The organism is Streptomyces sp. GESEQ-35, from assembly GCF_017948485.1.
Lineage (GTDB): Bacteria > Actinomycetota > Actinomycetes > Streptomycetales > Streptomycetaceae > Streptomyces.
Map to the genome: position 1 here is coordinate 146299 of NZ_JAFFSX010000023.1, position 26040 is coordinate 172338.

Sequence of the window (26040 nt, forward strand, 5' to 3'; positions counted from 1 at the left end):
GAGCACCTCGGCCACGGCGGCCGGTTGTCGCCGGTTTCCCGGGCCTTTCCTTCAAGTACGTTGACAGGTTGCGAAGGCACATCGGTGCAGGTGAACGTGGGGGAGAAAGGCATGCTCGGGGGGCAGACGCACGTATGGGACGACGACGGTTTCGACGACAGGGTGCCGTTCCTCGCACGGCTGGAAAAGGAGGACCGGGTCGCCCTGCTCGCCATCGGCCGCCCGCTGAGCTACCCGGCGCGCAGCGTCGTCATGCGCCAGAACGAGCCGTCCACCCATGTGCTGCTCCTCCTGCACGGCTGGACCAAGGTCACGGTGATCGCCGTCAACGGCTACGAGGCCCTGCTCGCCCTGCGCGGCCCGGGGGACATAGTCGGCGAGGGCGCGGCCCTCAGCAGGAGCCGGCGCTCCGCGACGGTCACCGCCCTGGAGCCGGTCGAGGCGGTCGTCGTCGAACAGTGCCATTTCACCGCGTTCCTCGCCGAGAACGCCCGCGTGACCCTGCGCCTGCTCAGCCTCGCCACCGACCGGCAGCGCTCGACGGACCGCCGCAGGCTGGAATGGGCCGCCCTGACAGTGCGTGAGCGGCTGGCCGTCCTCCTGCTCGAACTCGTGCGTACCCACGGCAAGCGCACCGACGAGGGAATCGAACTCACCATCGGCCTCAGCCAGCAGGAGTTCGCGGGCTCCGTCGGCTCCTCACGGGAAGCGGTCGCCCGGCTCCTCAAGGACCTGCGAAGCCGTCAGGTGGTCGTCACCCGGCGCCGCAGCATCGTCGTACTCCGTCCCGACGTACTGCGCCGCATCGTCGCCGGGAGCACGGCCTGACGGCACGGGAGCCGCCGTCCCGTCTGTGCACACGGTCACAGTTCGTCCGTGTCATCGGGCCTTCGCCGCGCGTCCAGGGCCAGTCATCGTGCTGGGCACCAGTCCGACTCGCGAGAGGCAGCCATGACCGACCCCGTGTACCGCACCATCCTGCTCTTCGACATCGAGCAGTTCGGCAAACGCGACAACGTGGAGCAGGCGTATCTGCGCCGCATCCTCTACGACGTCGTCGACGCCACGCTCCTCACCGCCGGCGTCGACGAGACGTCCCGGCTGCGCGCGGACCGCGGTGACTCCGTCATGGAGCTCATCGACACCCACGCCTCCGTGCCGACACTCGCCAAGACCCTGCTGACCGAGACACCCGCGCTGCTGCACAGCAAGAACCGGCTGATCGCGGAGAGTACGCGGATGCGTCTGCGCATCGTGCTGTCCGCGGGGTACGTCGCCGTGGACGACCTCGGAGGCTGGGTCGGCAGGGATCTCAACCACGCCGTACGGCTGCTGGACTGCGCCCCGCTGAAGGACGCGCTGAAGGACCGCGGCGACGACTGCGTGCTGTGCGCGTCCGACGGCGTCTACCAGGGAGTCGTGCGCAACGGCCACCTGGGCGTGCGGCCGGAGGACTTCCACCGGATCACCGTGGAGACGAAGGAGGGGCCGACGGTCGCCTGGCTGCACGGCGCACCCGCCTCCCGTGAGCCGGACTTCCCCACGGCCGACGCCGACGGCCCGGCCGACCGTACGCCGTCCACCCAGCACAACACGACCCGCACCAAAGGCGATCACATCGGCCAGAGTGGTGGCGTCTCCGCCTCCCACACCTACAACGTGGACTCGGCCCGGCGAGGTGAGCGGCGGTGAGCCCGGACGACGTGGCGCCCGCCAAGGCGGCGCCCGCGGAGGGTGGCGAGCAGGACGGCAAGCAGAAGAAGCAGGACGAGTCGGCCGAGGCACAGGAGCAGCAGCGGCAGGAGGCCTGGGCCGCGCGCCGGAACCTGATCGCCCACGGCCCGTCGTTCGTCATGCCGTTGGCACGGACGCGCATCGAACGCGACCTTCTCGGCGTCAGCGGCGGCACCGTCAAGGGCGACGTGAACTTCAACTTCGGCCCGCGCCAGGAGCGTACGGAACACCTCTCCGGTGAGATCCGCCGGGAACAGATCGAGGAGTTGTCGTACGTCTTCCACGACTGCCCGAGCTTCGACGAGGCGCTCGTCCGGCTGCACGCCGACCGGGTCGTGATCCTGGCCGGCGGGCGGGACACGGGACGGCGTTCGGCGGCTCTCATGCTGCTGCGGCGGCTGCGGGCCGGGCAGGTGCGCAACCTGGACCCGCCCGCCTCGCTCGCGGTCCTCCTGGAGCAGCTGGCCGATGCGACCGGTTACGTCCTGCTCAACCTGGCCACCAGTCGTAGCCACCCGTTACGCGAACCGCATCTGCTGGGCCTGCGCGAGCAGTTGGAACGCACTGACGGCTACCTGGTGATCACGGTGGAGCCGTCGGCGGCCCTGGAGGACGTCCCGTTCGTGCGCTGGGAGCCTCCGGCGGCCGAGGACATGCTGCGCTCCCACGTCGTCCGGCACGCCGGGGACGCCGCGTGGACCGGGCTCAGCGAGCTCGCGCCGGCGACGGAGTTCCTGGCTCGCCAGCAACGGCCGGGCGCGATCGAGGAGTTCGCGTTGCAGCTCGTCGCCTTCCACCACGGTGAGATCGACGAGGAGAAACTCGCCGCCTACGGCGAGCATGCGGTGACCACCCAGGTCGCCGCCTCGCTCGCCGACGAGCAACGCCCGACCTCGTTGCACGAGAAGGCGTTCCTCATCGCGCTCGCCGTGTTCGACAGGGCGCCGTACGCGGTGACCGCCGAACTCGCCGACCTGCTCTACGTACGGCTGCAAGAGACGGCCAGCCCCCGTGAGCCGGCCAGGATCCCGGTCTTCGGCGGCTCGCGCGAGGAACGGCTCCGCCGCGCCCATGCCCGCGGCTACGTCGACACCGAGGTCACCGAGTGGGGACCCCTCGTCGGCCGGTACTTCGCCGCCTTCCGGGACGAGCGCACGGCCCCGCTCCTGCTGGAGGAGGTGTGGAACCTCCACCCGTCCGCCCGGCCCGCACTCGTCGAGTGGATCCAGGAACTCGCCGAGGACGGCCGCCCGCTGGTCCGGACCCGGGCGGCCTCGGCCACCGCCCTGCTCGCCACCGCCGACCTGTCGTCGGCCATGGCCCTGCTCATCGAACCCTGGGCGGACGACGACGAGTTCAACTCCTGGCTGACGGCGGCCAACGCCCTCACCATGGCCCAACTGCTGGAGGTTCCCGCCGTCTTCCGCATCCTGCACGACTGGTGCACCGGCGACTACGAGGGCCGCCGCTGGACGGCCGTCCGCACCTACGGCCTGCTCGGCCCAGTGCACTACGAACACGCCCTGAACGCCTTGCTGGACGCCATCCGAGGACAACGCCGGCAGCAGGACCTGGAGGGCGACGAGGACGACGCCGAGGCCTATGCGGAGTTCGTGAAGGAGGAGGCCATCCAGTTCGCGGACGCCCTCGAACTCCTGCTCCTCGCACTGCGCAAACCCGTGCTGAGCGCCCTCGCCGAACACCTCACCGGCGACCGCGCGGTCCGCGAGTACGCACTGCTCGCCTTCCTCCAGGCCTGCCGGCAGTCCAATGAGCACAACGACCGCCCACTCGTCCTCGACTGGTACGCCCAGGCCGCGGCGGCGGTCGACGACACGGACGCACAGCACCTCATGACGTTCTGGCAGGCCGCGCTGGCCGACCGGACCCGCACTGCGCAGGCACTGCGCATCCTGCGCGGCTGGGTCCTCACCGCGGATCGCGACCCCGAGTCCGAGGCGGCCCTCACCTCCCTGCTGCCCGCTCTCGTCGCGACGCCCGCCAACCACAGCCGCGTCAGCCACCTGCTGCGCACGGTCCACGAGGCCGGAAAACTCCGCTCACCGGCGGCCGGCCGGCTGCTCGCACGCATCTCCCTTTCCTGAAGGAGGCCGACCATGCAACACACCGACCCGCTGTCCGACCCACCGCCCGAGCCCGAGGAGCGGCCGGAGGACCCGGCACCGGACGAGCGACAGACCGAGCGACTCGACTGGTTCGGTCAGCGGCCCGAGGACCCTGTCGCACCCCGCCCCGACGCGGACCCCGTCCGCAGGGTCTGGCAACTGTCCGGTCGGCGGCACAGCAGCCGGCGCTACACCGGGGACCTCAACAACGCGCTGGTCCTGGTCACGCGGAAGGGGGTGTACAAGACGTACATGCCGCCGGACCGGCCCACGTCCGTATGGGGCTACGTCGCCCTGTACGAGGTGAACACGGACCTCCACGACTTCCGGCTGAACGTGCCCCTGCCCAGCACGCTCGACAGCTTCGAGTTCGAGGCCACCGCCGACATCACCTGGCGCGTCGCCGTTCCCGAGCTGTTCGTGAAGAGCCAGGAACGCGATGCGCCCGGCCTCGTCACCCGCAGGCTCCTGCGCGTGATGAGGACCGCCGGCCGCAGTCATCCCATCAAGGCCAGCGCCGAGGCGGAGACGGCCGTACAGGGGGCCGTCGACGCCGCCCTGCCGATCGGCGTCGCCGAGGGCCTGGAGGTCACCTGCTTGGTACGCCTGCGCCGCGATGCCACCGAGCGGACCCACGAGGACCGGCTGCGCAAGGCCCGCCATGAGGCGGAGGCCGCCGAACCGGAGCACAAGGCGGTCTGGCGCCGCGAGAAGCTCGCGGCGAAGCGGACCGCCAAGAAGATCAGCTTCTACGAGCATCACCTGGCCAGGGGCGGTACGGCCGCGGTCGCCCTGCATCTGGCGGTGCACCCGGAGGACACCGCTCTGGTCCTCGATCGCCTACAGACCGAGCAGGCGGAGCTGGTGAAGAACCAACTGCACCTGATCGACCAGGCGTTGGAGAACAAGCGGCTGGAGGACTACCAGCTCGACCTGCCCCACCAGCTCATCGCGGAACGGATGACGGCCATCCTGCGGGCGACCGGAACCACCGCCGGCACCGAACTGCCCCCGCCGTACCCGGAGCCGTCGCTCGAGAAGCCCCCGGACGACGGGCCATGACCAGGGTCCCGCGAGCCCCTCGGTCCCGCGCCGACGTCCAGCTGCTCGCCGACCTCCGCGCGGAGATCGCCCGCGCTGATGCCAAGGCCACGGTCCTGGTGGGCGTGCTCGGCCTGACGGCTGGGGTGCTGAGTTCCCTGCTGATCAACCTCCGTTGGAGTCCCGCCCGGCTCCCGGTGTCCGCCGCCCTGCTGTGGTGGTCGGGAGCCGTACTGCTGGTCACCTCGCTCTTCGCCCTGCTGCTCGCCGTCACGCCCCGCTACGGCAGCAGCCGCTGGGCCCCCGGCCTCCCGCTCACCTACTTCGGCGACATTCGCCTCGCCGTCCGCGCCGGCCTGCTCGCCTCCGCCATCGCGGACACGGAACGCGCCCCCGCTCGGGCGCTGCGTGCCGCCCTCACCGAGAACAGCCGTATCGCCGCTCGCAAGCACTTCTGGATCCGGACCGGCCTGATCGCCTTCGGCGGCTCGGCGGTCCTGCTCCCCGTATCGCTGCTCGTCGCCTGAACCCGTCCCCACTCGGAAGGAAGTGCCATGGCCCTGCCCCGCGAACCCAAGGAACCCAAGGAACCCAAGGAGGACTTACCTCTCCGCCCCGGCCGCGTCCACATATCCGCACGTCAGCGAGGCGCTGACAGCACCGCCCTCGGACATCTGGCGCTCCACCTCCCCCACGCGCTCGCCAGCCTGGCCGTCGTCTTCGTGGTCTCGTACCTCGTCAGCATCGTGAGCGGTCTTCCCTGGTGGGTCCCGTTCGGGTGCTGGACACTGAGCGGCGCCGTGGTCTTCAACCGGCCCTGCGAACGCCTCCTGGCCCGCTGGCACTACCGGCTGCGCCACCCCGGCCCCGAGGAGGAGCGGAAACTGCGGCCCGTCTGGCGGGAGGTGACGGGCCGCGCCGGAGTCGACGCGAACGCGTACCAGCTGTGGATAGAGAACAGCGACGAGATCAACGCCATGGCGGCGGCCGGCCACATCGTGAGCGTGACCAGCCACTCGCTGAAGGCACTCACCCCCGCCCAGCTGGGCGGCATACTCGCCCACGAGCTCGGTCATCACACCCGGGGCCACGCCTGGGCGTCGCTGCTCGCGCACTGGTACGCACTGCCCGCCCAGCTCGCCTGGCGACTGGTGCTCCGGCTGGCCTCACGTGTCGAGCGGCTCTCCGCGGGCGCCGCGACGCTGGCAGTCGTCCTGGCCGTGGCCGTCGTACTCGCGCTGGCGAGCGCCACGTACGGCCTGATCTTCCTTCCGCTGGCCACGCCGTACCTGGTGGCCGCCGTCTCCCGGCGCGCCGAGCTGCGCGCCGACGAGCACGCCGCGGGCCTCGGTTTCGCCGCACATCTGATGGAGGTGCTGCGTACGGAGCAGGACCGGCAGGAGTCCCGGCAGGACGCCCCGGACGGAGTGATGATGCGGCTGCTCGACTCGCACCCCGACGTCCACACGCGGATGCATCACCTCCAGGCCTACCTGGAACGCGGGCGATGACATGCCGAAGGGCGGCCACCCCAAAGGTGACCGCCCCTCAACTCAAGCGACTCGCTTACTGGTTGTACGGACCGTAGTCGTAGTCCTCCAGCGGAACGGCCTGGCCGGAGCCCGTGCCGAACGGCGAGTAGTCGATGTCGTCGTAGCCGACGGCCGAGTACATCGCGGCCTTCGCTTCCTCGGTCGGCTCGACCCGGATGTTGCGGTAGCGGGACAGACCCGTACCAGCCGGGATGAGCTTACCGATGATGACGTTCTCCTTGAGGCCGATGAGGCTGTCGGACTTGGCGTTGATCGCCGCGTCCGTCAGGACTCGGGTCGTCTCCTGGAAGGAGGCGGCCGACAGCCAGGATTCCGTCGCCAGCGAGGCCTTGGTGATACCCATCAGCTGCGGACGACCGGAGGCCGGGTGACCGCCCTCCTGGACCACACGACGGTTCTCGGTCTCGAACTTCGAGCGCTCGACCAACTCACCGGGCAGCAGCTCGGCGTCGCCGGACTCGATGATCGTCACCCGGCGCAGCATCTGCCGGATGATGATCTCGATGTGCTTGTCGTGGATCGACACACCCTGCGAGTTGTAGACCTTCTGGACCTCGCCCACCAGGTGGATCTGGACCGCGCGCTGGCCGAGGATACGCAGCACGTCGTGCGGGTTCTGGGTACCCACGGTGAGCTGCTGGCCCACCTCGACGTGCTCGCCCTCGCTGACCTTCACACGGGCACGCTTCGAGATCGGGAACGCCGTCTCGTCGCTGCCGTCGTCCGGCGTGATGACCAGCTTCTTGGTCTTCTCGGTCTCCTCGATCCGCACGCGGCCGGCGGCCTCGGAGATCGGGGCGACACCCTTCGGGGTACGGGCCTCGAAGAGCTCGACGACACGCGGCAGACCCTGGGTGATGTCGTCACCGGCCACACCACCGGTGTGGAAGGTACGCATCGTCAGCTGGGTACCGGGCTCACCGATGGACTGGGCGGCGATGATGCCGACCGCCTCACCGATGTCGACCAGCTTGCCGGTGGCCAGCGAGCGGCCGTAGCACATGGCGCAGGTGCCGACGGCGGACTCGCAGGTCAGGACCGAGCGGGTCTTGACCGTCTCAATGCCGGCGGCGACCAGCTGGTCGATGAGGACGTCACCGAGGTCGACGCCCGCCGGGGCGAGCACCTTGCCGTCGACGACGATGTCCTCGGCGAGGCAGCGCGCGTACACGCTGGTCTCGGCGTTGTCCGCCTTGTTGAGCACACCGTTCGCATCGCGCTCGGCGATCGCCAGCTTGAGGCCACGGTCGGTACCGCAGTCCTCCTCGCGGATGATCACGTCCTGCGAGACGTCCACCAGACGACGGGTCAGGTAACCCGAGTCGGCGGTACGCAGAGCGGTGTCGGCGAGACCCTTACGGGCACCGTGCGTGGAGATGAAGTACTCCAGCACGGACAGGCCCTCACGGAAGGACGCCTTGATCGGACGCGGAATCGTCTCGTTCTTGGCGTTCGACACCAGACCACGCATACCGGCGATCTGACGCATCTGCATCATGTTGCCTCGTGCGCCCGAGTTCACCATCATGAAGATCGGGTTGGTCTTCGGGAAGTTCTCGTTCATGGCCTCGGCAACCTCGTTGGTCGCCTTGGTCCAGATCGCGATGAGTTCCTGGGTGCGCTCGTCCTTGGTGATCAGACCGCGCTCGTACTGCTTCTGGACCTTCTCGTCCTGCGCCTCGTAGCCCTTGACGATCTCCTTCTTCGCCTCGGGAACGACGACGTCGGAGATGGCCACGGTGACGCCGGAACGGGTCGCCCAGTAGAAGCCGGCCGCCTTCAGGTTGTCGAGCGTCGCCGCCACGATGACCTTGGGGTAGCGCTCGGCGAGGTCGTTGACGATCTCGGAGAGCTGCTTCTTGCCGACCTCGTAGTCGACGAACGGGTAGTCCTCGGGCAGCAGCTCGTTGAAGAGCGCGCGGCCCAGCGTGGTGTTCAGCCGGAAGCTGTCACCCTGCTGCCACTCCGGGTCGCCCTCCTCCTGCGCCGGCGGGGTCCACCCGCGGGGCGGGATGGTGCCGACCGGGAAGCGGATGTCGACCTTCGACTGGAGCGAGAGCTCGCCCGCGTCGAACGCCATGATCGCCTCGGCCGAGGAGCCGAAGGACCGGCCCTCACCCTTGACGTTCCGCATCTCGCTGTCGGTGGTGAGGAAGAACAGACCGAGGACCATGTCCTGGGTCGGCATCGTCACCGGACGGCCGTCGGCGGGCTTCAGGATGTTGTTCGAGGAGAGCATCAGGATGCGCGCCTCGGCCTGCGCCTCCGCGGAGAGCGGAAGGTGCACGGCCATCTGGTCACCGTCGAAGTCCGCGTTGAACGCGGTGCAGACGAGCGGGTGGATCTGGATGGCCTTGCCCTCGACCAGCTGCGGCTCGAAGGCCTGGATGCCGAGGCGGTGCAGCGTGGGCGCACGGTTCAGCAGAACCGGGTGCTCCGCGATGACCTCTTCCAGCACGTCGTACACGACCGTGCGGCCGCGCTCGACCATGCGCTTGGCGCTCTTGATGTTCTGCGCGTGGTTCAGGTCGACCAGGCGCTTCATCACGAACGGCTTGAAGAGCTCCAGCGCCATCGCCTTCGGCAGACCGCACTGGTGCAGCTTCAGCTGCGGACCGACGACGATCACGGAACGCGCGGAGTAGTCCACACGCTTACCGAGCAGGTTCTGACGGAATCGACCCTGCTTGCCCTTCAGCATGTCGCTGAGGGACTTCAGCGGGCGGTTACCGGGACCGGTGACCGGACGGCCACGACGGCCGTTGTCGAACAGCGCGTCGACGGCCTCCTGGAGCATGCGCTTCTCGTTGTTCACGATGATCTCGGGCGCGCCGAGGTCGAGAAGCCGCTTCAGGCGGTTGTTCCGGTTGATCACACGGCGGTACAGGTCGTTCAGGTCGGAGGTCGCGAAGCGGCCACCGTCCAGCTGCACCATCGGGCGAAGGTCCGGCGGGATGACCGGGACGCAGTCGAGGACCATGCCCTTGGGGCTGTTGGTGGTGCTCAGGAACGCCGAGACGACCTTGAGCCGCTTGAGGGCACGGGTCTTCTTCTGGCCCTTGCCGGTCCGGATGATCTCGCGGAGGCGCTCGGCCTCCTCGTCCAGGTCGAAGGACTCCAGGCGCTTCTGAAGCGCCGCGGCACCCATCGAACCGTCGAAGTACGTGCCGAAGCGGTCACGCAGCTCGCGGTAGAGGAGCTCGTCGCCCTCCAGGTCCTGGACCTTGAGGTTCTTGAACCGGGTCCACACCTCGTCGAGGCGGTCGATCTCGCGCTGCGCACGGTCACGCAGCTGCTTCATCTCACGCTCGGCACCTTCGCGCACCTTGCGGCGTACGTCGGCCTTGGCGCCCTCGGCCTCGAGCTCGGCCAGGTCGGTCTCGAGCTTCTTGGCGCGGGCTTCGAGGTCGGAGTCCCGACGGTTCTCGACCTGCTGACGCTCCACGGAGACGTGTGCCTCCAGGGAGGGCAGGTCACGCGTACGGCGCTCCTCGTCGACGTACGTGATCATGTACGCCGCGAAGTAGATGACCTTCTCGAGGTCCTTGGGCGCCAGGTCCAGCAGGTAGCCGAGGCGCGAAGGAACACCCTTGAAGTACCAGATGTGTGTGACGGGGGCGGCCAGTTCGATGTGGCCCATCCGCTCACGGCGCACCTTGGCGCGAGTCACCTCGACGCCGCAGCGCTCACAGATGATGCCCTTGAACCGGACACGCTTGTACTTACCGCAGTAGCACTCCCAGTCCCGGGTCGGACCGAAGATCTTCTCGCAGAAGAGTCCGTCCTTTTCGGGCTTGAGGGTGCGGTAGTTGATGGTCTCGGGCTTCTTGACCTCGCCGTGGCTCCACTGACGGATGTCGTCAGCGGTGGCCAGACCGATCCGGAGCTCATCGAAGAAGTTGACGTCGAGCACTATGCGTCAATCCCTCTCAGGGTTGTAAGTCTTGGGGTCTGAAACGGGGTCCCGGGGTCGGCGGACCTTCGCTGATCTCTCAGGAAGGCCCGCCGGACTCCGTCAGACCTCTTCGACGCTGCTCGGCTCACGCCGGGACAGGTCGATGCCGAGCTCCTCCGCAGCGCGGAAGACATCCTCGTCGGTGTCACGCATCTCGATGGACATACCGTCGCTGGACAGCACCTCCACATTCAGGCAGAGAGACTGCATCTCCTTGATGAGCACCTTGAAGGACTCGGGGATGCCGGGCTCGGGGATGTTCTCGCCCTTGACGATGGCCTCGTAGACCTTCACGCGGCCGGTGACGTCGTCGGACTTGATGGTCAGCAGCTCCTGGAGGGCGTAAGCGGCGCCATAAGCCTCCAGCGCCCACACCTCCATCTCGCCGAACCGCTGGCCACCGAACTGCGCCTTACCACCCAGCGGCTGCTGGGTGATCATCGAGTACGGACCGGTCGAACGGGCGTGCAGCTTGTCGTCGACCAGGTGGTGCAGCTTCAGGATGTACATGTAGCCGACCGAGATCGGCTCCGGGAAAGGCTCACCCGAGCGGCCGTCGAACAGCGGTGCCTTACCGGTCGGGAGCACCATGCGCTCGCCGTCGCGGTTCGGGATCGTGTGCTCCAGCAGACCGGCGAGCTCGTCCTCACGCGCACCGTCGAAGACCGGGGTGGCGACGTTGGTACCGGGGTCGACGGCGTCGGCGCCGATGACCTGAAGCCGCTGTGCCCACTCCTCGCCGAGGCCGGAGACGTCCCAGCCGCGGCTGGCGAGCCAGCCGAGGTGGATCTCCAGGACCTGTCCCGGGTTCATTCGGGACGGGACACCCAGCGGGTTGAGGATGATGTCGACCGGGGTGCCGTCCTCCAGGAACGGCATGTCCTCGATCGGCAGGATCTTGGAGATGACGCCCTTGTTGCCGTGCCGGCCGGCGAGCTTGTCACCGTCGGTGATCTTGCGCTTCTGCGCGACGTACACGCGCACCAGCTGGTTCACACCGGGCGGAAGCTCGTCGCCCTCCTCGCGGTCGAAGACGCGGACGCCGATGACCTTGCCGATCTCACCGTGCGGCACCTTCAGCGAGGTGTCGCGCACTTCGCGCGCCTTCTCGCCGAAGATCGCGCGGAGCAGGCGCTCCTCCGGGGTCAGCTCGGTCTCGCCCTTGGGCGTGACCTTGCCGACCAGGATGTCGCCGGCGACGACCTCGGCACCGATACGGATGATGCCGCGCTCGTCGAGGTCGGCGAGGACCTCCTCGGAGACGTTCGGGATGTCCCGGGTGATCTCCTCGGGGCCGAGCTTGGTGTCACGGGCGTCGACCTCGTGCTCCTCGATGTGGATCGAGGAGAGGACGTCGTCCTGCACGAGGCGCTGCGACAGGATGATCGCGTCCTCGTAGTTGTGACCCTCCCACGGCATGAACGCGACGAGCAGGTTCTTGCCCAGCGCCATCTCGCCGTTCTGGGTGGCCGGACCGTCGGCGAGGACCTGGCCCTCGATGATCCGGTCACCCTCGTTGACGATGACCTTCTGGTTGACCGAGGTGCCCTGGTTGGACCGGGAGAACTTGGCCAGGCGGTACGTGATGTACGTGCCGTCGTCGTTGGCGGTGGTGATGTAGTCCGCGGAGACCTCCTGGACCACACCGTCCTTCTCGGCCTTGACCACGTCACCGGCGTCCACGGCGGAGCGGTACTCCATGCCGGTGCCGACGAGCGGGGACTCGGACTTGATGAGGGGCACGGCCTGACGCATCATGTTCGCGCCCATCAGGGCACGGTTGGCGTCGTCGTGCTCCAGGAACGGGATCATGGCGGTCGCGACCGACACCATCTGGCGCGGCGAGACGTCCATGTAGTCCACGTCGGAGCCGGGGACGTAGTCGACCTCGCCGCCACGGCGGCGGACGAGCACCCGGTTCTCCTCGAAGCGGAAGTCGTCCGACAGCGGGGCGTTGGCCTGCGCGATGACGAAGCGGTCTTCCTCGTCCGCGGTCAGGTAGTCGACGTCGTCGGTGACCTGGCCCTCGACGACCTTGCGGTACGGCGTCTCGATGAAACCGAACGGGTTGATCCGGCCGTACGAGGCGAGCGAACCGATCAGACCGATGTTCGGGCCTTCCGGCGTCTCGATCGGGCACATCCGGCCGTAGTGCGACGGGTGCACGTCGCGGACCTCGAAGCCGGCCCGCTCACGGGAGAGACCACCCGGGCCGAGGGCGTTCAGACGACGCTTGTGCGTCAGCCCCGACAGCGGGTTGTTCTGGTCCATGAACTGGGACAGCTGGCTGGTGCCGAAGAACTCCTTGATGGAGGCGACGACCGGCCGGATGTTGATCAGCGTCTGCGGCGTGATCGCCTCGACGTCCTGGGTGGTCATGCGCTCACGCACGACGCGCTCCATACGGGCGAGACCCGTACGGACCTGGTTCTGGATCAGCTCGCCGACGTTACGGATACGACGGTTGCCGAAGTGGTCGATGTCGTCCGTCTCGACGATGATCGAGCGACCGGACTCGCCGACCGTCTCGGTCTCACCGGCGTGCAGCTTCACCAGGTACTTGATCGTGGCGATGATGTCGTCGGTGGTGAGCACACCGGCGTCCAGCGGCTCGTCCGCGCCGAGCTTCTTGTTCACCTTGTAGCGGCCGACCTTGGCGAGGTCGTAGCGCTTCGGGTTGAAGTAGAGGTTCTCGAGCAGCGTCTGAGCAGCCTCGCGCGTGGGCGGCTCGCCCGGACGCAGCTTGCGGTAGATGTCGAGCAGTGCGTCGTCCTGGCCCTGGGTGTGGTCCTTCTCCAGGGTGGCGCGCATGGATTCGTACTCGCCGAACTCCTCGAGGATCTGCTCGGTGGTCCAGCCGAGAGCCTTCAGGAGAACGGTGACGGACTGCTTGCGCTTGCGGTCGATACGGACACCGACCATGTCGCGCTTGTCGATCTCCATCTCCAGCCAGGCACCCCGGGACGGGATGATCTTGGCGGAGAAGATGTCCTTGTCGGACGTCTTGTCGATGGAGGAGTCGAAGTAGACACCGGGCGAGCGGACCAGCTGCGACACCACGACACGCTCGGTGCCGTTGATGACGAAGGTGCCCTTGTTCGTCATGAGCGGGAAGTCGCCCATGAAGACCGTCTGGGACTTGATCTCGCCGGTCTCGTTGTTGGTGAACTCAGCGGTGACGAAGAGCGGGGCCGCGTACGTGAAGTCGCGCTCCTTGCACTCGTCGATGCTGTTCTTCGGAGGCTCGAAACGGTGGTCGCGGAAAGTCAGCGACATCGACCCGGAGAAGTCCTCGATCGGAGAGATCTCCTCGAAGATCTCCTCCAGACCGGACTTGGTGGGGACGTCCTGACCGGACTCGAGAGCCGCCTCGACCCGACTCTGCCAGGCGGTGTTTCCGAGCAGCCAGTCAAAGCTCTCGGTCTGCAGCGCGAGCAGGTTGGGAACCTCGAGGGGCTCCTTGATCTTTGCAAAGGAGATGCGCAGCGGGGCGGTGCTGGCGCCGTTGTTCATATTCGCGGTCGAGGCAGTGCGCGAGGCGGCCAAGAGGGGGTCCTTCCGAGGGCTCGGACTCACTACGCGCGTACCGGTCCCCCTCAAGTGCACAGAGACAGGCCTCCCCGAATTGGCCATTCGGCCAGGTCAGAGACGGTTCGGTCGTCGGTGCTCAAGCGAGGGCATGCCCCTGGTGACGGGCAGGGGACAGCTAACAGGCAGCGCAAAGGGTCAGTGTAGCCACAAGGCACACTGATGTCCAGTGCGGGTTTTTCGAGACCCTCGTTGTTCTCGACACCTGCGCAAGCCCACGCCCTCAATGCACGTTGATACTGCCCTCTTCGTCGCCGATCCATGCCTCGGATCCGGATCGTTGTGACGACGCGTCCTGAGAATTGCGCGCTGCGTGCGGTTCGTCAAGGCCCCCCTTGCCCAAACCGGGTGCTGCCATCGTCACTTGCAGCCGGCTCCGGAGGTGCCCGGAGACACGACGAAGATCACCATACTCCGCGCATCCACGCGTGCAAGGCCGCCACCACCAGGCACCCGGGAACGCCGAAGAGCGACCACCCGGATGGATGATCGCTCTTCGGTGCGCTCGCGTTACAGCCCTACGGCTGTATCAGCTCGCAAGGGTCCGTGTAGGGACCCTCAAGGTCTTACTTGACCTCGACGGAGGCGCCGGCGGCCTTGAGGGACTCGGCAGCCTTCTCGGCGGCCTCCTTGGCGACCTTCTCGACGACGGGCTTCGGGGCGCCGTCCACGAGGTCCTTGGCCTCCTTGAGGCCCAGGGAGGTCAGCTCACGCACGACCTTGATGACCTGGATCTTCTTCTCGCCGGCACCCGTGAGGATGACGTCGAACTCGTCCTGCTCGGCCTCGGCCTCGACGGCAGCGGCGGGACCGGCCGGGCCGGCCACGGCGACCGCGGCGGCGGCGGTGACGTCGAACTTCTCCTCGAAGGCCTTCACGAACTCGGAAAGCTGGATGAGGGTCATCGTCTCGAACTCGGCGAGCAGTTCGTCCTGGGTGAGAGCCACGATGGCTTCCTTCCACTAATTTTCGGCTGGTGCCGTGATGTACATGTCTGGCGGGCGTACGTTCGGCCCGCTACGACCGTTGCCTTCGGCGGGCTGCCTCAGGCGGCGGTCATTTCGCGAGCCGAGTTACTCGGCACCGCCCTGCTCGTCCTGCTTGGCGCGAAGCGCGTCCACGGTGCGGACGAGCTTCGACGGAAGCGCCTGGAAGACCTGGGCAGCCTGAGTCTGCTTGGCCTTGAAGGCGCCCGCCAGCTTGGCGAGCAGAACCTCGCGGGACTCGAGGTCCGCGAGCTTCTTGATCTCGTCGGCGGACAGCACCTTGCCGTCAAGGACACCGCCCTTGATGACGAGGTTCGGGTTGTCCTTGGCGAAGTCACGAAGACCCTTCGCCGACTCCACCGGGTCACCGGTGACGAAGGCAACCGCCGTCGGACCGTTGAACAGGTCGTCGAGCGTCGAGATCCCGGCCTCGTTGGCCGCAATCTTGGTCAGCGTGTTCTTCACCACGGCGTACTGGGCGTTCTCACCGAGCGAACGACGCAGCGTCTTGAGCTGCGCCACGGTGAGACCCCGGTACTCGGTCAGCACGGCGGCGTTCGAGCTACGGAACTGCTCCGTCAGCTCGGCTACCGCGGCAGCCTTGTCGGGCCTTGCCATAGAGCGTCGGCCTCCTTCCGGGTGATGGGACCGCTCAGAAGGGGCTGAGGAAAACGAAACGCCCCGGCGCAGGCGCACGGGGCGTAGCTCTACCGATCACGTAAGCAATGCATGCGTTTCGGGAGCGACTTCCACAGTCACCTGCGCGGGTCGTCCGCGGTTCAGCGGATCCTTCGGCCACCGCGCCCTCTCACGAGCACACGGCAACGACCAGCGGTCTTTGGCTTCTGTAGGAGAGTACGTGACCGAATCCCTGTCGGGCAAATCCGGTCCTACGGTGCTCAGCCGGCCTGGGCTTCCTTCATCATCTCGGCCAGGTCGGCGGTGTCCTTCGCGGGCGGAGCCGTGACGGTCACCGGCTTGTTGTAGTCGAGGAAGGTGATGGTCATGTCGAGCGGGCCCTTGTCGGCGTCGCCCTTCATGCGGAACTGCTTGGTGTGGTCGTCGCCGTCCACCCACATGTCCATCGTGAGCTCGTCGATGCCCATCTTCTCGTACTGGTCGAGGCTCTTCTCGCGCTGCTCGCGCGTGGCCTTGTCCTCGCCCTTGAAGGAGTTCCGGATGTCGTCGGCGGTGACGGTGCCCGAGTAGTGGGTCGTCTGCACGCCGTCGACGGTCTCGGTGCCGACCTTCTTCACGTCCTTGGCGCCGGTGAGGAAGGTGGACTCGCTGGCCGGGTTCTGGTCGGCCTGGCCGGCGCCGGGTGCGGTCGCGCCGAGCCCGCCCTCCTCGCCGAGCGCGGACAGGTCGAACTTGAGCCAGCTCTTGCCGTCCATCTCCTTGGCCATCTCGGCGTTCCCGCCGATGTACATGGCCTTGTCGACGAGCCGGATCTCCGCCGTGCCCGCCGCTCCCTGGTCGGGAGCAGTCATCTTCATGCTCATGGCGACGGTGGGCTTGATCCGCATCGAGGCCGTGGCCTTGATCTGCCCCTGCTCCGGTACCTCACCGGTCATGCGGTAACGGAAGGAGGTGATGGCCTCCGTGTTCTTCGCCGCTTTGGCGACGGCCGCCGCCGGCGTCATCTTCGGCGACTCCTCGCCCTTGGCACAGCTCACCGCTCCGGCGGCGAGGGCCACGGCGGCGAGGCCGGCGCCGATCGCCCGAGAGCGCGCTGAACGTCGTACGGAAGACCGCATTGATTCCCCCCACGGAATACATGGTTGATGCACAGTAAGGACGCGAGCTTATCCGGGAGTGGTTGCGGAGGTCTCCTGGAATTGAGTGGGACTCAGGAGGGGCTTGCGCTCTGCTGGTCCAGGAGCGCCTTGAAGTCCTGGGTGTCGGCGGCAGGCGGCTTCCGCACCGGGACCTGTACGCCGTAGTCGCTGTAGAGGGCGGTCTGGGTCAGCCGGCCGCTCGCCGTGCTGCTGTTCTCGACCTTCTTGACCAGCAGGTTCCTGGCGTTGACCCAGATGTCGACGGTCTCCGTGGTGACGCCGGCGCCCTGGAGTTGTCGTCTCAGCGCGGCGTCGGTGACGTCGGCCGCGGTCACGGTGCCGGAGTAGTGGGTGGTGGCCTGTCCGGCCACGGTCTCCTCGGCGACCTTGTGCACGTCGTCGGAGTCCAGCAACAGTCGCACCGACTGGTGGGGCGTGGTGCTGCGCATCTGGTCGGCGAGGCCGGCGCCGCCGCCGAGATCCTCAAGGTCTTCGTAGGCGTACTTGAGCCAGTGCTTGCCGCCCGCCTTGGCGGCGAAGGCGTCACCCATCCGCGCGTAGTAGGCGTCGGACAGATAGCGGGCCTCCATGGAGGTCACGCCGAGTCCTCGCATCGTCTCGGCCGCCGTGCCGCCGGTGTACGTGATCGTCAGGGTGCCGCGGAGGCCCTTGCCCCAGCTGAGAGAGCCGTCGGCGGTGAGGGACACCTGGGTGCCCATGACGGTGCTTGACCGCACCCGGGCCGAGTCGGCCCGGTCGGTGGCGCGCTCGGCGGCGCGCAGGGCGGCGAGGGAGGCGGAAGCCGTGGGCTCCTTCACCTCGGGCCCGTCGGGAGAAGCGGAGGAGGTGCAGGCGGCTGTCGCCGTCAGCACGGCGGTCGCCGCGAGCCGGACCGTCGTCCTCTTCATCCGTCCCCCTGGTCTCCTGTGGTCTGTGCGCACGCTAACCCAGAGCACAGGACCCTCACATGGGAACGGGCCCCCCACCTCGAAAGGTGCGGGGCCCGTGACCGACTTCAGCGAGCCGTGAGGGCTCGGCCCGGTCAGACAGCTGCCGGGTCCTCCTCGGTGAGGAGGTTGCGGGTGCGGTTCGGGTCGACCGGAATGCCGGGGCCGATCGTGGTGCTGATCGCGGCCTTCTTGATGTAGCGACCCTTGGCGGCGGACGGCTTCAGACGGAGGATCTCCTCCAGCGCGGCGCCGTAGTTCTCCACCAGCTTGGTGTCGTCGAAGGACGACTTGCCGATGATGAAGTGCAGGTTCGAGTGCTTGTCGACGCGGAACTCGATCTTGCCGCCCTTGATCTCGGTCACGGCCTTGGCCACGTCCGGGGTCACGGTGCCGGTCTTCGGGTTCGGCATCAGACCACGGGGGCCGAGGACGCGGCCGAGGCGGCCGACCTTGCCCATGAGGTCCGGGGTGGCGACGACGGCGTCGAAGTCCAGACGGCCCTTCGTCACCTCGTCGATGAGCTCGTCGGAGCCGACGATGTCGGCGCCCGCGGCACGCGCGGCCTCGGCACGGTCGCCGGTCGCGAAGACCAGGACCCGGGCGGTCTTACCGGTGCCGTGCGGGAGGTTCACGGTGCCACGGACCATCTGGTCGGCCTTGCGCGGGTCGACACCCAGACGGAAGGCGACCTCGACGGTGCCGTCGAACTTGGTCGTGGAGGTCTCCTTGGCGAGACGGACGGCCTCGAGCGGGGCGTAGAGCTTGTCCCGGTCGATCTTGGCGTCCGCAGCGCGGAGAGACTTGCTGCGCTTGCTCACTTCTTCTCCTGGGGATTCTTAGGAGTCGTGGTCCGGGCCGAGCAGGCCCCGCCACTACTGCTGGGAGTTGGGGTTCAGCCCTCGACCGTGATGCCCATGGAACGGGCGGTGCCGGCGATGATCTTCGACGCGGCGTCCAGGTCGTTGGCGTTGAGGTCGGGCATCTTCGTGGTGGCGATCTCGCGGACCTGCGCCTGGGTGATCTTGGCGACCTTGGTCTTGTGCGGCTCGCCGGAGCCCTTCTCCACGCCCGCGGCCTTGAGGATCATCTTGGCGGCCGGCGGGGTCTTGGTCACGAAGGTGAAGGAGCGGTCCTCGTAGACCGTGATCTCCACCGGGATGACCCAACCGCGCTGCGACTCGGTCGCCGCGTTGTAGGCCTTGCAGAACTCCATGATGTTCACGCCGTGCTGACCCAGCGCGGGGCCGACCGGCGGAGCCGGGTTGGCCGCACCGGCCTGGATCTGGAGCTTGATGAGCCCCGTGACCTTCTTCTTCTTGGGAGGCATTGCTCTCTCCGGGTCCTAGTGAGAGGTGATCGCCTGCCACCCGATCATCCGGATGGAGGCATACCGCACAACGATAACGGGTATCCCTGCGTGGCCAAAAACCGAGCAGGTCAGACCGGCTTCAGCAGCCCGTCTGACCTGTTCGGAAGCTGTACGTCCAGAAGGTGCTAGTTCTTCTGGATCTGGTCGAAGGACAGCTCGACCGGGGTCTCCCGGCCGAAGATCTCGACCAGGCCCTTGACCTTCTTCGAGTCCGCGTTGATCTCGTTGATGGTGGCCTGAAGCGTGGCGAACGGGCCGTCGGTGACGGTGACCGAGTCGCCGACCTCGAAGTCCAGCACCTGGACCTCGACCTTGCGCTGCGGGGCGGGCTTGCCCTCGGCCTCGGCGGCCTCACGGGCGGCCTTCTCCTCGGCCTCCGGGGCGAGCATCTTGACGATCTCGTCCAGGGTCAGCGGGTACGGGTCGTAGGCGTTGCCCACGAAGCCGGTGACGCCGGGGGTGTTGCGGACGACGCCCCAGGACTCGTTCGTCAGGTCCATGCGGACGAGGACGTAACCCGGGAGCTTGTTCTGCTTGATCGTCTTGCGGTCGCCGTTCTTGATCTGGACGACCTCTTCCTGCGGCACCTCTGCCGCGAAGATGTAGTCCTCGACGTTCAGCGAGACGGCGCGCTGCTCCAGGTTGGTCTTCACCCGGTTCTCGTAGCCGGCGTAGGTGTGGATGACGTACCACTCACCGGGCAGCGTGCGGAGTTCCTCGCGCAGGGCGGCGACGGGGTCGACCGGCTCGGCCGGCTCCTCTTCCTCGATCGCCTCAGCCTCAACGGCCTCGTCCTCAACGGCCTCGTCCTCGGCCGCCTCGTCCTCGACGTGTACGGCGGCTTCCTCGGCGGGCTCACCCTCGACGGCGTCGGCAGCCTCGACCTCGTCCAGGTCGTCGTCGGCACCCTCGACGATCTCGAGCTCGTCTTCCACGGACTCGACCGGCTCGATGGCGTCGTTCACGTTCGGGTCAGACACTGTGGCTGCTTCTTCCTGGATACATGGGGGTGGAACGCGCGAAAGGGGCGCCTGGTACGGCGCCCTTCGCTTTCGGCTCAGCCGAAGACGTACTTGGCGGCCTTGTCGAGTCCGAAGTCAATCAGAGTCACCAGGCCGATCATCACGACGACGAAGATGATCACGACGGTCGTGTACGTCGAGAGCTGGTTGCGCGTCGGCCAGACGACCTTGCGGAGTTCCGCGACGATCTGGCGGTAGAAGAGCGCAAGCCGCTTCAGCGGGCCCTTCTTCGCACGCTTGCCGCCCTTGCGGCCCTGCTGCCTCGGCGTTTCATCCTGGGCATCAGGCGTGTCGATGGAGCCCACGGCGTCCGTCATTCGTCCTCACCTGATTCCGGGTCGTGGCCGTGCCGCGCCCGGTCTGAGCCGCACGGCGCATTGCTGCTGTACGTACATGCGCACACATCCTGGCGAAGGTGTGTGTAGCAGGGCCGGAGGGACTTGAACCCCCAACCGCTGGTTTTGGAGACCAGTGCTCTACCAATTGAGCTACGACCCTTTGGTTCTCCCCAAACGTACCGCATCCGCCCGGATGCTCGGTGTGCACCGGATGAGCGCGGCCCGTACGAGGCCAACGAGGTGAGAGTGTACGTGTTCTGCGGCCGGTCGTCGAACAGAAAGTGCCCGTAGGGGCTTTGTCGGTGACGGGGCGACAGAAGATCACCCTGGCCGGGGGCCGGTTCCGCACGCTTGTTCAGCGATCGGCCCGGTGTTGTTCAGTCCGTGAAACCCGCGTGCCGGGCAGGTTTCCGGTCTGAAACGATGGGCCCCATGAGCCCTGCAACCCCTCCCACCGAGCGCCGGGTCTCCGCCCGAGTCGGCGCGATCTCCGAGTCCGCCACCCTCGCCGTCGACGCCAAGGCCAAGGCCCTCAAGGCCGCCGGGCGTCCGGTGATCGGCTTCGGCGCCGGCGAGCCCGACTTCCCGACCCCGGACTACATCGTCGAGGCCGCGATCGAGGCCTGCAAGAACCCGAAGTACCACCGCTACACGCCGGCGGGCGGTCTGCCCGAGCTGAAGGCCGCGATCGCCGCGAAGACGCTGCGCGACTCCGGCTACGAGGTCGACCCGTCGCAGATCCTCGTCACCAACGGCGGCAAGCAGGCGATCTACGAGGCCTTCGCCGCGATCCTCGACCCGGGCGACGAGGTCATCGTCCCGGCGCCGTACTGGACGACGTACCCGGAGTCGATCCGGCTGGCCGGCGGTGTGCCGGTGGACGTCGTGGCCGACGAGACGACCGGCTACCGGGTGAGCGTGGAGCAGCTGGAGGCGGCGCGCACCGAGAAGACGAAGGTCGTCCTCTTCGTGTCCCCGTCGAACCCGACCGGCGCGGTCTACAGCGAGCAGGAGACCGAGGCGATCGGCCGCTGGGCTGCGGAGCACGGCCTGTGGGTGCTGACGGACGAGATCTACGAGCACCTGGTGTACGGCGACGCGTCGTCCGTGTCGCTGCCCGCGGTGCTGCCCGAGCTGCGCGACAAGTGCATCGTGGTCAACGGTGTGGCGAAGACGTACGCCATGACGGGCTGGCGGGTCGGCTGGATCATCGGCCCGAAGGACGTGGTGAAGGCGGCGACGAACCTCCAGTCGCACGCCACGTCGAACGTGTCGAACGTCGCCCAGGTGGCGGCCCTCGCGGCGGTCTCCGGCAGCCTGGACGCGGTCGCGAAGATGCGTGAGGCCTTCGACCGGCGCCGCAGGACGATCGTGCGGATGCTCAACGAGATCGACGGCGTGCTGTGCCCGGAGCCGGAGGGCGCGTTCTACGCGTACCCGTCGGTGAAGGCTCTGCTCGGCAAGGAGATCCGTGGCAAGCGCCCGCAGGACACGGTCGAGCTGGCCGCGCTGATCCTGGAGGAGGCGGAGGTCGCGGTCGTACCCGGCGAGGCGTTCGGGACGCCGGGCTATCTGCGGCTGTCGTACGCGCTGGGTGACGAGGATCTCGTCGAGGGCGTGAGCCGCATCCAGAAGCTGCTGGCGGAGGCCAGGGACTGACGGGTCCTGTCCGGCCTGAGGCCGGGAACCTGGGGCACATACCGGTTTTGGTATGTGCCCCATTCGTTTGTGCGAGCAAGACCACTAACGGGGAAAGCGCTACCGGGACGACAGGAACGTACGGCAGGATCCTGGAATGGAGCGTGTACGTGATGTCTCTGAGCTGCCGAAGGCCCATCTGCATCTGCATTTCACCGGATCGATGCGGCCCACCACCCTGCTGGAGCTGGCCGACAAGTACGGCGTGCGTCTGCCCGAGGCGCTGACCGAGGCACTGACCAGCGGGGAGCCACCGAGACTACGGGCGACGGACGAGCGGGGCTGGTTCCGTTTCCAGCGGCTGTACGACTCCGCGCGCTCGTGTCTGCGGCAGCCGGAGGACATTCAGCGGCTGGTGCGGGAGGCCGCGGAGGAGGACGTCAGGGACGGCTCGGGGTGGCTGGAGATCCAGGTCGACCCGACGTCGTACGCCCCTCGGCTGGGCGGTCTGATCCCGGCGCTGGAGATCATCCTGGACGCGGTGGAGTCGGCGATGCGGGAGACCGGGCTGGGGATGCGGGTGCTGGTCGCCGCGAACCGGATGAAGCATCCGCTGGATGCCCGCACGCTGGCTCGGCTGGCGGTGCGGTACGCGGAGCGTGGTGTGGTGGGATTCGGGTTGTCGAACGACGAACGACGGGGCATGGCGCGGGACTTCGACCGTGCGTTCCACATCGCGCGGGAGGGCGGCCTGCTGTCGGCTCCCCACGGCGGCGAGCTGACTGGCCCGGCGTCCGTGCGTGACTGCCTGGACGACCTGCACGCGAACCGGATCGGGCACGGCGTGCGTGCGGCGGAGGACCCGCGGCTGCTGAAGCGGCTGGCCGACCGGGGGGTCACCTGCGAGGTGTGCCCGTCGTCGAATGTGGCCCTCGGCGTGTACGAGGAGCCTGAGGACGTTCCGTTGCGGACGCTGTTCGAGGCGGGTGTTCCGATGGCGCTGGGCGCCGACGATCCGCTTCTGTTCGGGTCCCGGCTGGCCGCCCAGTACGAGCTTGCCCGCCGTCATCATGGCTTCACGGACGCGGAGTTGGCGGAGCTGGCCCGCCAGTCGGTACGGGCGTCGGCGGCGCCGGAGGATGTGCGGCGGAAGCTGCTGTCGGGGGTGGACGACTGGTTGGCGGGGGCGCCGGGGTAGCGCCAGGGCCTGTCCGGCGGATCAGGTCGCAGGAAACCAACGGTGCCTCATCAGCGCAGGTGAGCGGGGACGATGGGGAGTCGGCGACCGACGACAACGCCGCGGATCGGCGGACCGGGCCCCGCGTCTGCGGCATGATCCGCCGGGCAGGCTCTAGGCGGTGATGCCGGCCAGGAGCGTGCGGGCGAGCCGTTGGGCGAAGGTGTCCACGGGCGGCCGTACGCCCTCCGGTGTCGCCTCGTAGGCGAACGCGCGCTGGGCGCAGGCGCCGAGCAGCAGGGACGCCGCCGCGAAGGTGTCGGCGTCGGCGCGGATCCGGCCCGCTTCCTGCTCGGCGCGGAGGTACGCGTCCAGGCCCTCGATGGGCTTGTGCGGGCCAAGGCCCATCTGTCTCATGGCGTCGTCGTGCCGCCGTTTGAGCTGGGTCTCGGCGTACAGCGAGGCGGCGATCGGGAAGCTCTGCTCGTAGAAGAGGGCCGCCTCTCGGGCGATCTCGGTGAGGTTCTCCTCGATCGTGTGCCCGCCCGGCTCGGCGGCGAGGCTGCTCAGCAGGGGGCCCAGCCGGGGCAGCCGCTCGGCGAGGACGCGGATGAACAGGTCTTCCTTGCTCGCGAAGTACTTGTAGAGCGCGGCTTCCGAGCAGCCGGCCGCCTTGGCGATCTCCTTGGTGGTGGCGCGGGCCAGGCCGACGGTGAGCATCAGCTCGTGGGCGGCGTCGAGGATGCGGACGCTGGCCGGTTTCTGCACGGATTCCACGAGGGCGGATCTTACCGGGGTTGACGGATGAGTGAGTACTTACCCACTCTGGAGTCAGACGGTGAGTGAATACTCACCCACCCAATGCGGCAGAGAGTCAGGAGAAGCCATGAACCTCACGGTTTTCGGTGCCACCGGCGGTATCGGCCAGGAGATCGTCCGGCAGGCGCTGACCGCCGGGCACCAGGTGACGGCGGTCGTACGGGATCCCGCGCGACTCCCGGTGACAGGCGCGGGCCTGGAGGTGTTCCGGGCGGACGTGACCGACCCGGACGCGCTACGCCCCGCGGTGACCGGGCGGGACGCGGTCCTTTCGGGCCTCGGCGCGCGCAGCCGTAAGGACGCCGGTGTCGCCGCCCGCCTCACGCGTACGGTGCTGCGGGCCATGGAGGCGGAGGGCACTCGGCGGCTGCTGGTCGTGAGCGCGGCTCCGCTCGGGCCCGCGCCGGCGCAGGACGGCCCCCTCGACCGAGCCGTGCGCGGCCTGGTCTCCGCGGTCCTCAAGGACGTCTACGACGACCTCAGGGAAATGGAGGCGGAGCTCGCCCGCAGCGCGGTCGGCTGGACTTCGGTGCGGCCGCCGCGGCTCCAGGACAAGCCGCTCACCGGCGTGTACCGCACGGTCGTCGGCGGAACCCCGGCCAAGGGCCGCTTCATCGGCCGCGCGGACGTGGCCCACGCGATGCTGGCGATGGCGGGCGACCCGGGGACGGTGAAGCAGGGGGTGGGCGTCGCCTACTGATCCTTACGTCGCCTACTGATCCTTACAAGGTCACGCCCACTGTCACCGGCTCGTTGACCAACGTGATGCCGAACGACTCGCGGACGCCGGAGACGACCTCGCGGGCCAGCGCGAGGAGGTCCTCCGTTGTCGCCGCGCCCCTGTTGGTGAGGGCGAGGGTGTGCTTCGTGGAGATGCGGGCCGGGCCGGTGCCGTAGCCCTTGGTGAAGCCGGCCTTGTCGATCAGCCAGGCGGCCGATGTTTTGGTGTGCCCCTCCCCCGCCGGGTAGGCGGGCGGCTCCATGGCGTCGCCGAGCCTTGCGTGCACGCGCGCGTGGAACTCGGCGAACTCCTCGTCGGTCAGGATCGGGTTGGTGAAGAAGGATCCGGCCGACCAGGTGTCGTGGTCCTCGGGGTCCAGGACCATGCCCTTGCCGGTGCGCAGCTTGAGCACGGTCTCGCGGGCGGCGGCCAGCGGCACCCGGCCGCCGGGGTCCACGCCGAGCGCGCGGGCCGTCTCTGCGTACTTGATGGGCGCCGAAAGCCCGTTCGCGTCCTCCAGGGCGAAGCGGACGCGGAGGACGACGTATCGCTCGGGGTCGGCCTTGAAGCGGCTGTGGCGGTACGAGAACGCACAGTCGGCGTTCGGGAGGGTGACCGTCTCGCGGGTCTGCCGGTCGTAGGCGACGACCTCGGTGATCGTCGCGGAGACCTCCTGGCCGTACGCCCCGACGTTCTGGATCGGGGTCGCGCCTGCCGAGCCGGGGATGCCGGCCAGGCACTCGATGCCGGCCAGTCCGGCCGCTACGGTGCGGGCGACCGCGTCGGTCCACACCTCGCCGGCGGCCAGTTCCAGGCTCGTGCCGGTGAGTTCGAAGCCTTGCGTCGCGATGCGCAGGGCCGTGCCGTCGAAGCCCTTGTCGCCGATGACCAGGTTCGAGCCGCCGCCGATGATCAGCAGGGGCGTGCCGCTGTCGTCGGCCTCGCGGACTACGGCTACCACCTCGGCGTCGGTCGTCGCGGTGACCAGCCTGGTGGCGGGGCCGCCCAGGCGGAAGGTGGTGAGGGGGGCGAGGGGGGCGTCGTGGAGTTCCTGCACGGGCTCAAGAGTACGAGACGGTGGGTGGGGCTTCGGGTGGTGATGCCTGCGGCGGCCCGTTGCGGTCGGTGGGGGTGCGTGTCGCGCCCGCGGGGTGGTGGGGGTCGGGGCCGCGTCGGGGGGTGTCCGTCCTCGGAACGTCGCGGAATCGGTCGCTTACCAACTCGCCCGTGTTGACGCGACAACCC

The 26040-nt window shown here is 68.2% G+C and carries 21 protein-coding genes and 1 tRNA gene; 9 read left to right on the top strand and 13 right to left on the bottom strand.

Translation table 11 applies throughout. From position 1 onward, the window contains the following. Positions 1 to 111: 111 nt before the first annotated feature. The 6 genes from KCH87_RS34955 to KCH87_RS34980 all read left to right on the top strand — a co-directional run bounded on the left by KCH87_RS34955 (position 112) and on the right by KCH87_RS34980 (position 6412). Entirely contained in the window at positions 112 to 828 is a 717-nt protein-coding gene (locus tag KCH87_RS34955; RefSeq protein ID WP_210591659.1) for a Crp/Fnr family transcriptional regulator, read from the top strand. A 123-nt stretch (positions 829 to 951) separates the two neighbouring features. Continuing rightward, positions 952 to 1692 (top strand): hypothetical protein, encoded by a 741-nt coding sequence (locus KCH87_RS34960; RefSeq protein WP_210591661.1) that lies wholly within the window; start codon positions 952 to 954, stop codon positions 1690 to 1692. Further along, positions 1689 to 3839 (top strand): hypothetical protein, encoded by a 2151-nt coding sequence (locus KCH87_RS34965; protein WP_210591664.1) that lies wholly within the window; start codon positions 1689 to 1691, stop codon positions 3837 to 3839. Before KCH87_RS34960 ends, KCH87_RS34965 begins: the two co-directional genes overlap by 4 nt. A 12-nt stretch (positions 3840 to 3851) precedes the next feature. Next, positions 3852 to 4922 (top strand): hypothetical protein, encoded by a 1071-nt coding sequence (locus tag KCH87_RS34970; protein WP_210591666.1) that lies wholly within the window; start codon positions 3852 to 3854, stop codon positions 4920 to 4922. Further along, on the top strand, positions 4919 to 5428 hold the full coding sequence (locus tag KCH87_RS34975; RefSeq protein WP_210591667.1) for a Pycsar system effector family protein: 510 nt from the start codon (positions 4919 to 4921) through the stop codon (positions 5426 to 5428). Before KCH87_RS34970 ends, KCH87_RS34975 begins: the two co-directional genes overlap by 4 nt. A 27-nt stretch (positions 5429 to 5455) precedes the next feature. Then, positions 5456 to 6412 carry a M48 family metalloprotease gene (locus tag KCH87_RS34980; RefSeq protein WP_210591669.1) on the top strand — a complete coding sequence of 319 codons (957 nt, stop codon included), beginning with the start codon at positions 5456 to 5458 and terminating at the stop codon, positions 6410 to 6412. Positions 6413 to 6467: 55 nt separating this feature from the next. Here KCH87_RS34980 and KCH87_RS34985 read toward each other — a convergent pair whose 3' ends face one another. The 11 genes from KCH87_RS34985 to KCH87_RS35035 form a co-directional block, all read right to left on the bottom strand. Beyond that, positions 6468 to 10367 carry a DNA-directed RNA polymerase subunit beta' gene (locus tag KCH87_RS34985; protein WP_210591671.1) on the bottom strand — a complete coding sequence of 1300 codons (3900 nt, stop codon included), beginning with the start codon at positions 10365 to 10367 and terminating at the stop codon, positions 6468 to 6470. 102 nt (positions 10368 to 10469) lie between these two features. After that, a complete protein-coding gene (gene rpoB / locus KCH87_RS34990) occupies positions 10470 to 13955 on the bottom strand; it encodes a DNA-directed RNA polymerase subunit beta (RefSeq protein ID WP_210591673.1) in 3486 nt (1161 codons plus the stop codon). 608 nt (positions 13956 to 14563) lie between these two features. Further along, on the bottom strand, positions 14564 to 14947 hold the full coding sequence (gene rplL, locus KCH87_RS34995) for a 50S ribosomal protein L7/L12 (RefSeq protein ID WP_210591767.1): 384 nt from the start codon (positions 14945 to 14947) through the stop codon (positions 14564 to 14566). 123 nt (positions 14948 to 15070) lie between these two features. Continuing rightward, complete coding sequence (gene rplJ, locus KCH87_RS35000; RefSeq protein ID WP_210591677.1) at positions 15071 to 15601, bottom strand: 50S ribosomal protein L10; 531 nt, start codon at positions 15599 to 15601, stop codon at positions 15071 to 15073. 281 nt (positions 15602 to 15882) lie between these two features. After that, complete coding sequence (locus KCH87_RS35005) at positions 15883 to 16740, bottom strand: DUF1396 domain-containing protein (RefSeq protein ID WP_210591679.1); 858 nt, start codon at positions 16738 to 16740, stop codon at positions 15883 to 15885. Positions 16741 to 16832: 92 nt separating this feature from the next. Beyond that, positions 16833 to 17669: a hypothetical protein gene (locus KCH87_RS35010; RefSeq protein ID WP_210591681.1), complete on the bottom strand. Its 837-nt coding sequence runs from the start codon at positions 17667 to 17669 to the stop codon at positions 16833 to 16835. 134 nt (positions 17670 to 17803) lie between these two features. Continuing rightward, positions 17804 to 18529 (bottom strand): 50S ribosomal protein L1, encoded by a 726-nt coding sequence (rplA, locus tag KCH87_RS35015; protein ID WP_210591683.1) that lies wholly within the window; start codon positions 18527 to 18529, stop codon positions 17804 to 17806. Between the two features lie 74 nt (positions 18530 to 18603). Beyond that, entirely contained in the window at positions 18604 to 19038 is a 435-nt protein-coding gene (gene rplK, locus KCH87_RS35020) for a 50S ribosomal protein L11 (RefSeq protein ID WP_095853122.1), read from the bottom strand. Positions 19039 to 19205: 167 nt separating this feature from the next. Next, entirely contained in the window at positions 19206 to 20060 is an 855-nt protein-coding gene (gene nusG / locus KCH87_RS35025; protein WP_210591685.1) for a transcription termination/antitermination protein NusG, read from the bottom strand. A 77-nt stretch (positions 20061 to 20137) separates the two neighbouring features. Further along, positions 20138 to 20419: a preprotein translocase subunit SecE gene (gene secE, locus KCH87_RS35030; RefSeq protein ID WP_210591687.1), complete on the bottom strand. Its 282-nt coding sequence runs from the start codon at positions 20417 to 20419 to the stop codon at positions 20138 to 20140. Positions 20420 to 20527: 108 nt separating this feature from the next. After that, positions 20528 to 20600, bottom strand: a tRNA-Trp gene (locus tag KCH87_RS35035). 272 nt (positions 20601 to 20872) lie between these two features. On the opposite strand from KCH87_RS35035, the gene KCH87_RS35040 reads away from it, so the two are divergent. Both KCH87_RS35040 and KCH87_RS35045 read left to right on the top strand, forming a co-directional pair. Continuing rightward, on the top strand, positions 20873 to 22099 hold the full coding sequence (locus tag KCH87_RS35040) for a pyridoxal phosphate-dependent aminotransferase (protein WP_210591690.1): 1227 nt from the start codon (positions 20873 to 20875) through the stop codon (positions 22097 to 22099). 136 nt (positions 22100 to 22235) lie between these two features. Next, on the top strand, positions 22236 to 23276 hold the full coding sequence (locus KCH87_RS35045) for an adenosine deaminase (RefSeq protein WP_210591692.1): 1041 nt from the start codon (positions 22236 to 22238) through the stop codon (positions 23274 to 23276). A gap of 153 nt (positions 23277 to 23429) precedes the next feature. On the opposite strand, the gene KCH87_RS35050 is transcribed toward KCH87_RS35045, so the two are convergent. Next, positions 23430 to 24032: a TetR/AcrR family transcriptional regulator gene (locus tag KCH87_RS35050; RefSeq protein WP_210591695.1), complete on the bottom strand. Its 603-nt coding sequence runs from the start codon at positions 24030 to 24032 to the stop codon at positions 23430 to 23432. Positions 24033 to 24141: 109 nt separating this feature from the next. Between KCH87_RS35050 and KCH87_RS35055 the strand changes: the two genes are divergently transcribed. After that, entirely contained in the window at positions 24142 to 24774 is a 633-nt protein-coding gene (locus KCH87_RS35055; protein WP_210591698.1) for an NAD(P)-dependent oxidoreductase, read from the top strand. Positions 24775 to 24796: 22 nt separating this feature from the next. Here KCH87_RS35055 and KCH87_RS35060 read toward each other — a convergent pair whose 3' ends face one another. Continuing rightward, positions 24797 to 25852, bottom strand: a complete 1056-nt coding sequence (locus KCH87_RS35060) for a UDP-N-acetylmuramate dehydrogenase (protein WP_210591701.1) — start codon at positions 25850 to 25852, stop codon at positions 24797 to 24799. Positions 25853 to 26040: the final 188 nt, after the last annotated feature.

What these genes read in the sequence shown, in the direction of transcription:
- KCH87_RS34955 (WP_210591659.1), top strand. Translation starts at nt 112, where the DNA reads ATGCTCGGGGGGCAGACGCACGTATGGGACGACGACGGTTTCGACGAC.
- KCH87_RS34970 (WP_210591666.1), top strand. Translation starts at nt 3,852, where the DNA reads ATGCAACACACCGACCCGCTGTCCGACCCACCGCCCGAGCCCGAGGAG.
- rplK (WP_095853122.1), bottom strand. Translation starts at nt 19,038, where the DNA reads ATGCCTCCCAAGAAGAAGAAGGTCACGGGGCTCATCAAGCTCCAGATC.
- KCH87_RS35045 (WP_210591692.1), top strand. Translation starts at nt 22,236, where the DNA reads ATGGAGCGTGTACGTGATGTCTCTGAGCTGCCGAAGGCCCATCTGCAT.
- KCH87_RS34960 (WP_210591661.1), top strand. Translation starts at nt 952, where the DNA reads ATGACCGACCCCGTGTACCGCACCATCCTGCTCTTCGACATCGAGCAG.
- secE (WP_210591687.1), bottom strand. Translation starts at nt 20,419, where the DNA reads ATGACGGACGCCGTGGGCTCCATCGACACGCCTGATGCCCAGGATGAA.
- KCH87_RS34980 (WP_210591669.1), top strand. Translation starts at nt 5,456, where the DNA reads ATGGCCCTGCCCCGCGAACCCAAGGAACCCAAGGAACCCAAGGAGGAC.
- KCH87_RS35055 (WP_210591698.1), top strand. Translation starts at nt 24,142, where the DNA reads ATGAACCTCACGGTTTTCGGTGCCACCGGCGGTATCGGCCAGGAGATC.
- rplJ (WP_210591677.1), bottom strand. Translation starts at nt 15,601, where the DNA reads ATGGCAAGGCCCGACAAGGCTGCCGCGGTAGCCGAGCTGACGGAGCAG.
- KCH87_RS35040 (WP_210591690.1), top strand. Translation starts at nt 20,873, where the DNA reads ATGAGCCCTGCAACCCCTCCCACCGAGCGCCGGGTCTCCGCCCGAGTC.
- KCH87_RS34975 (WP_210591667.1), top strand. Translation starts at nt 4,919, where the DNA reads ATGACCAGGGTCCCGCGAGCCCCTCGGTCCCGCGCCGACGTCCAGCTG.
- KCH87_RS35010 (WP_210591681.1), bottom strand. Translation starts at nt 17,669, where the DNA reads ATGAAGAGGACGACGGTCCGGCTCGCGGCGACCGCCGTGCTGACGGCG.
- KCH87_RS35005 (WP_210591679.1), bottom strand. Translation starts at nt 16,740, where the DNA reads ATGCGGTCTTCCGTACGACGTTCAGCGCGCTCTCGGGCGATCGGCGCC.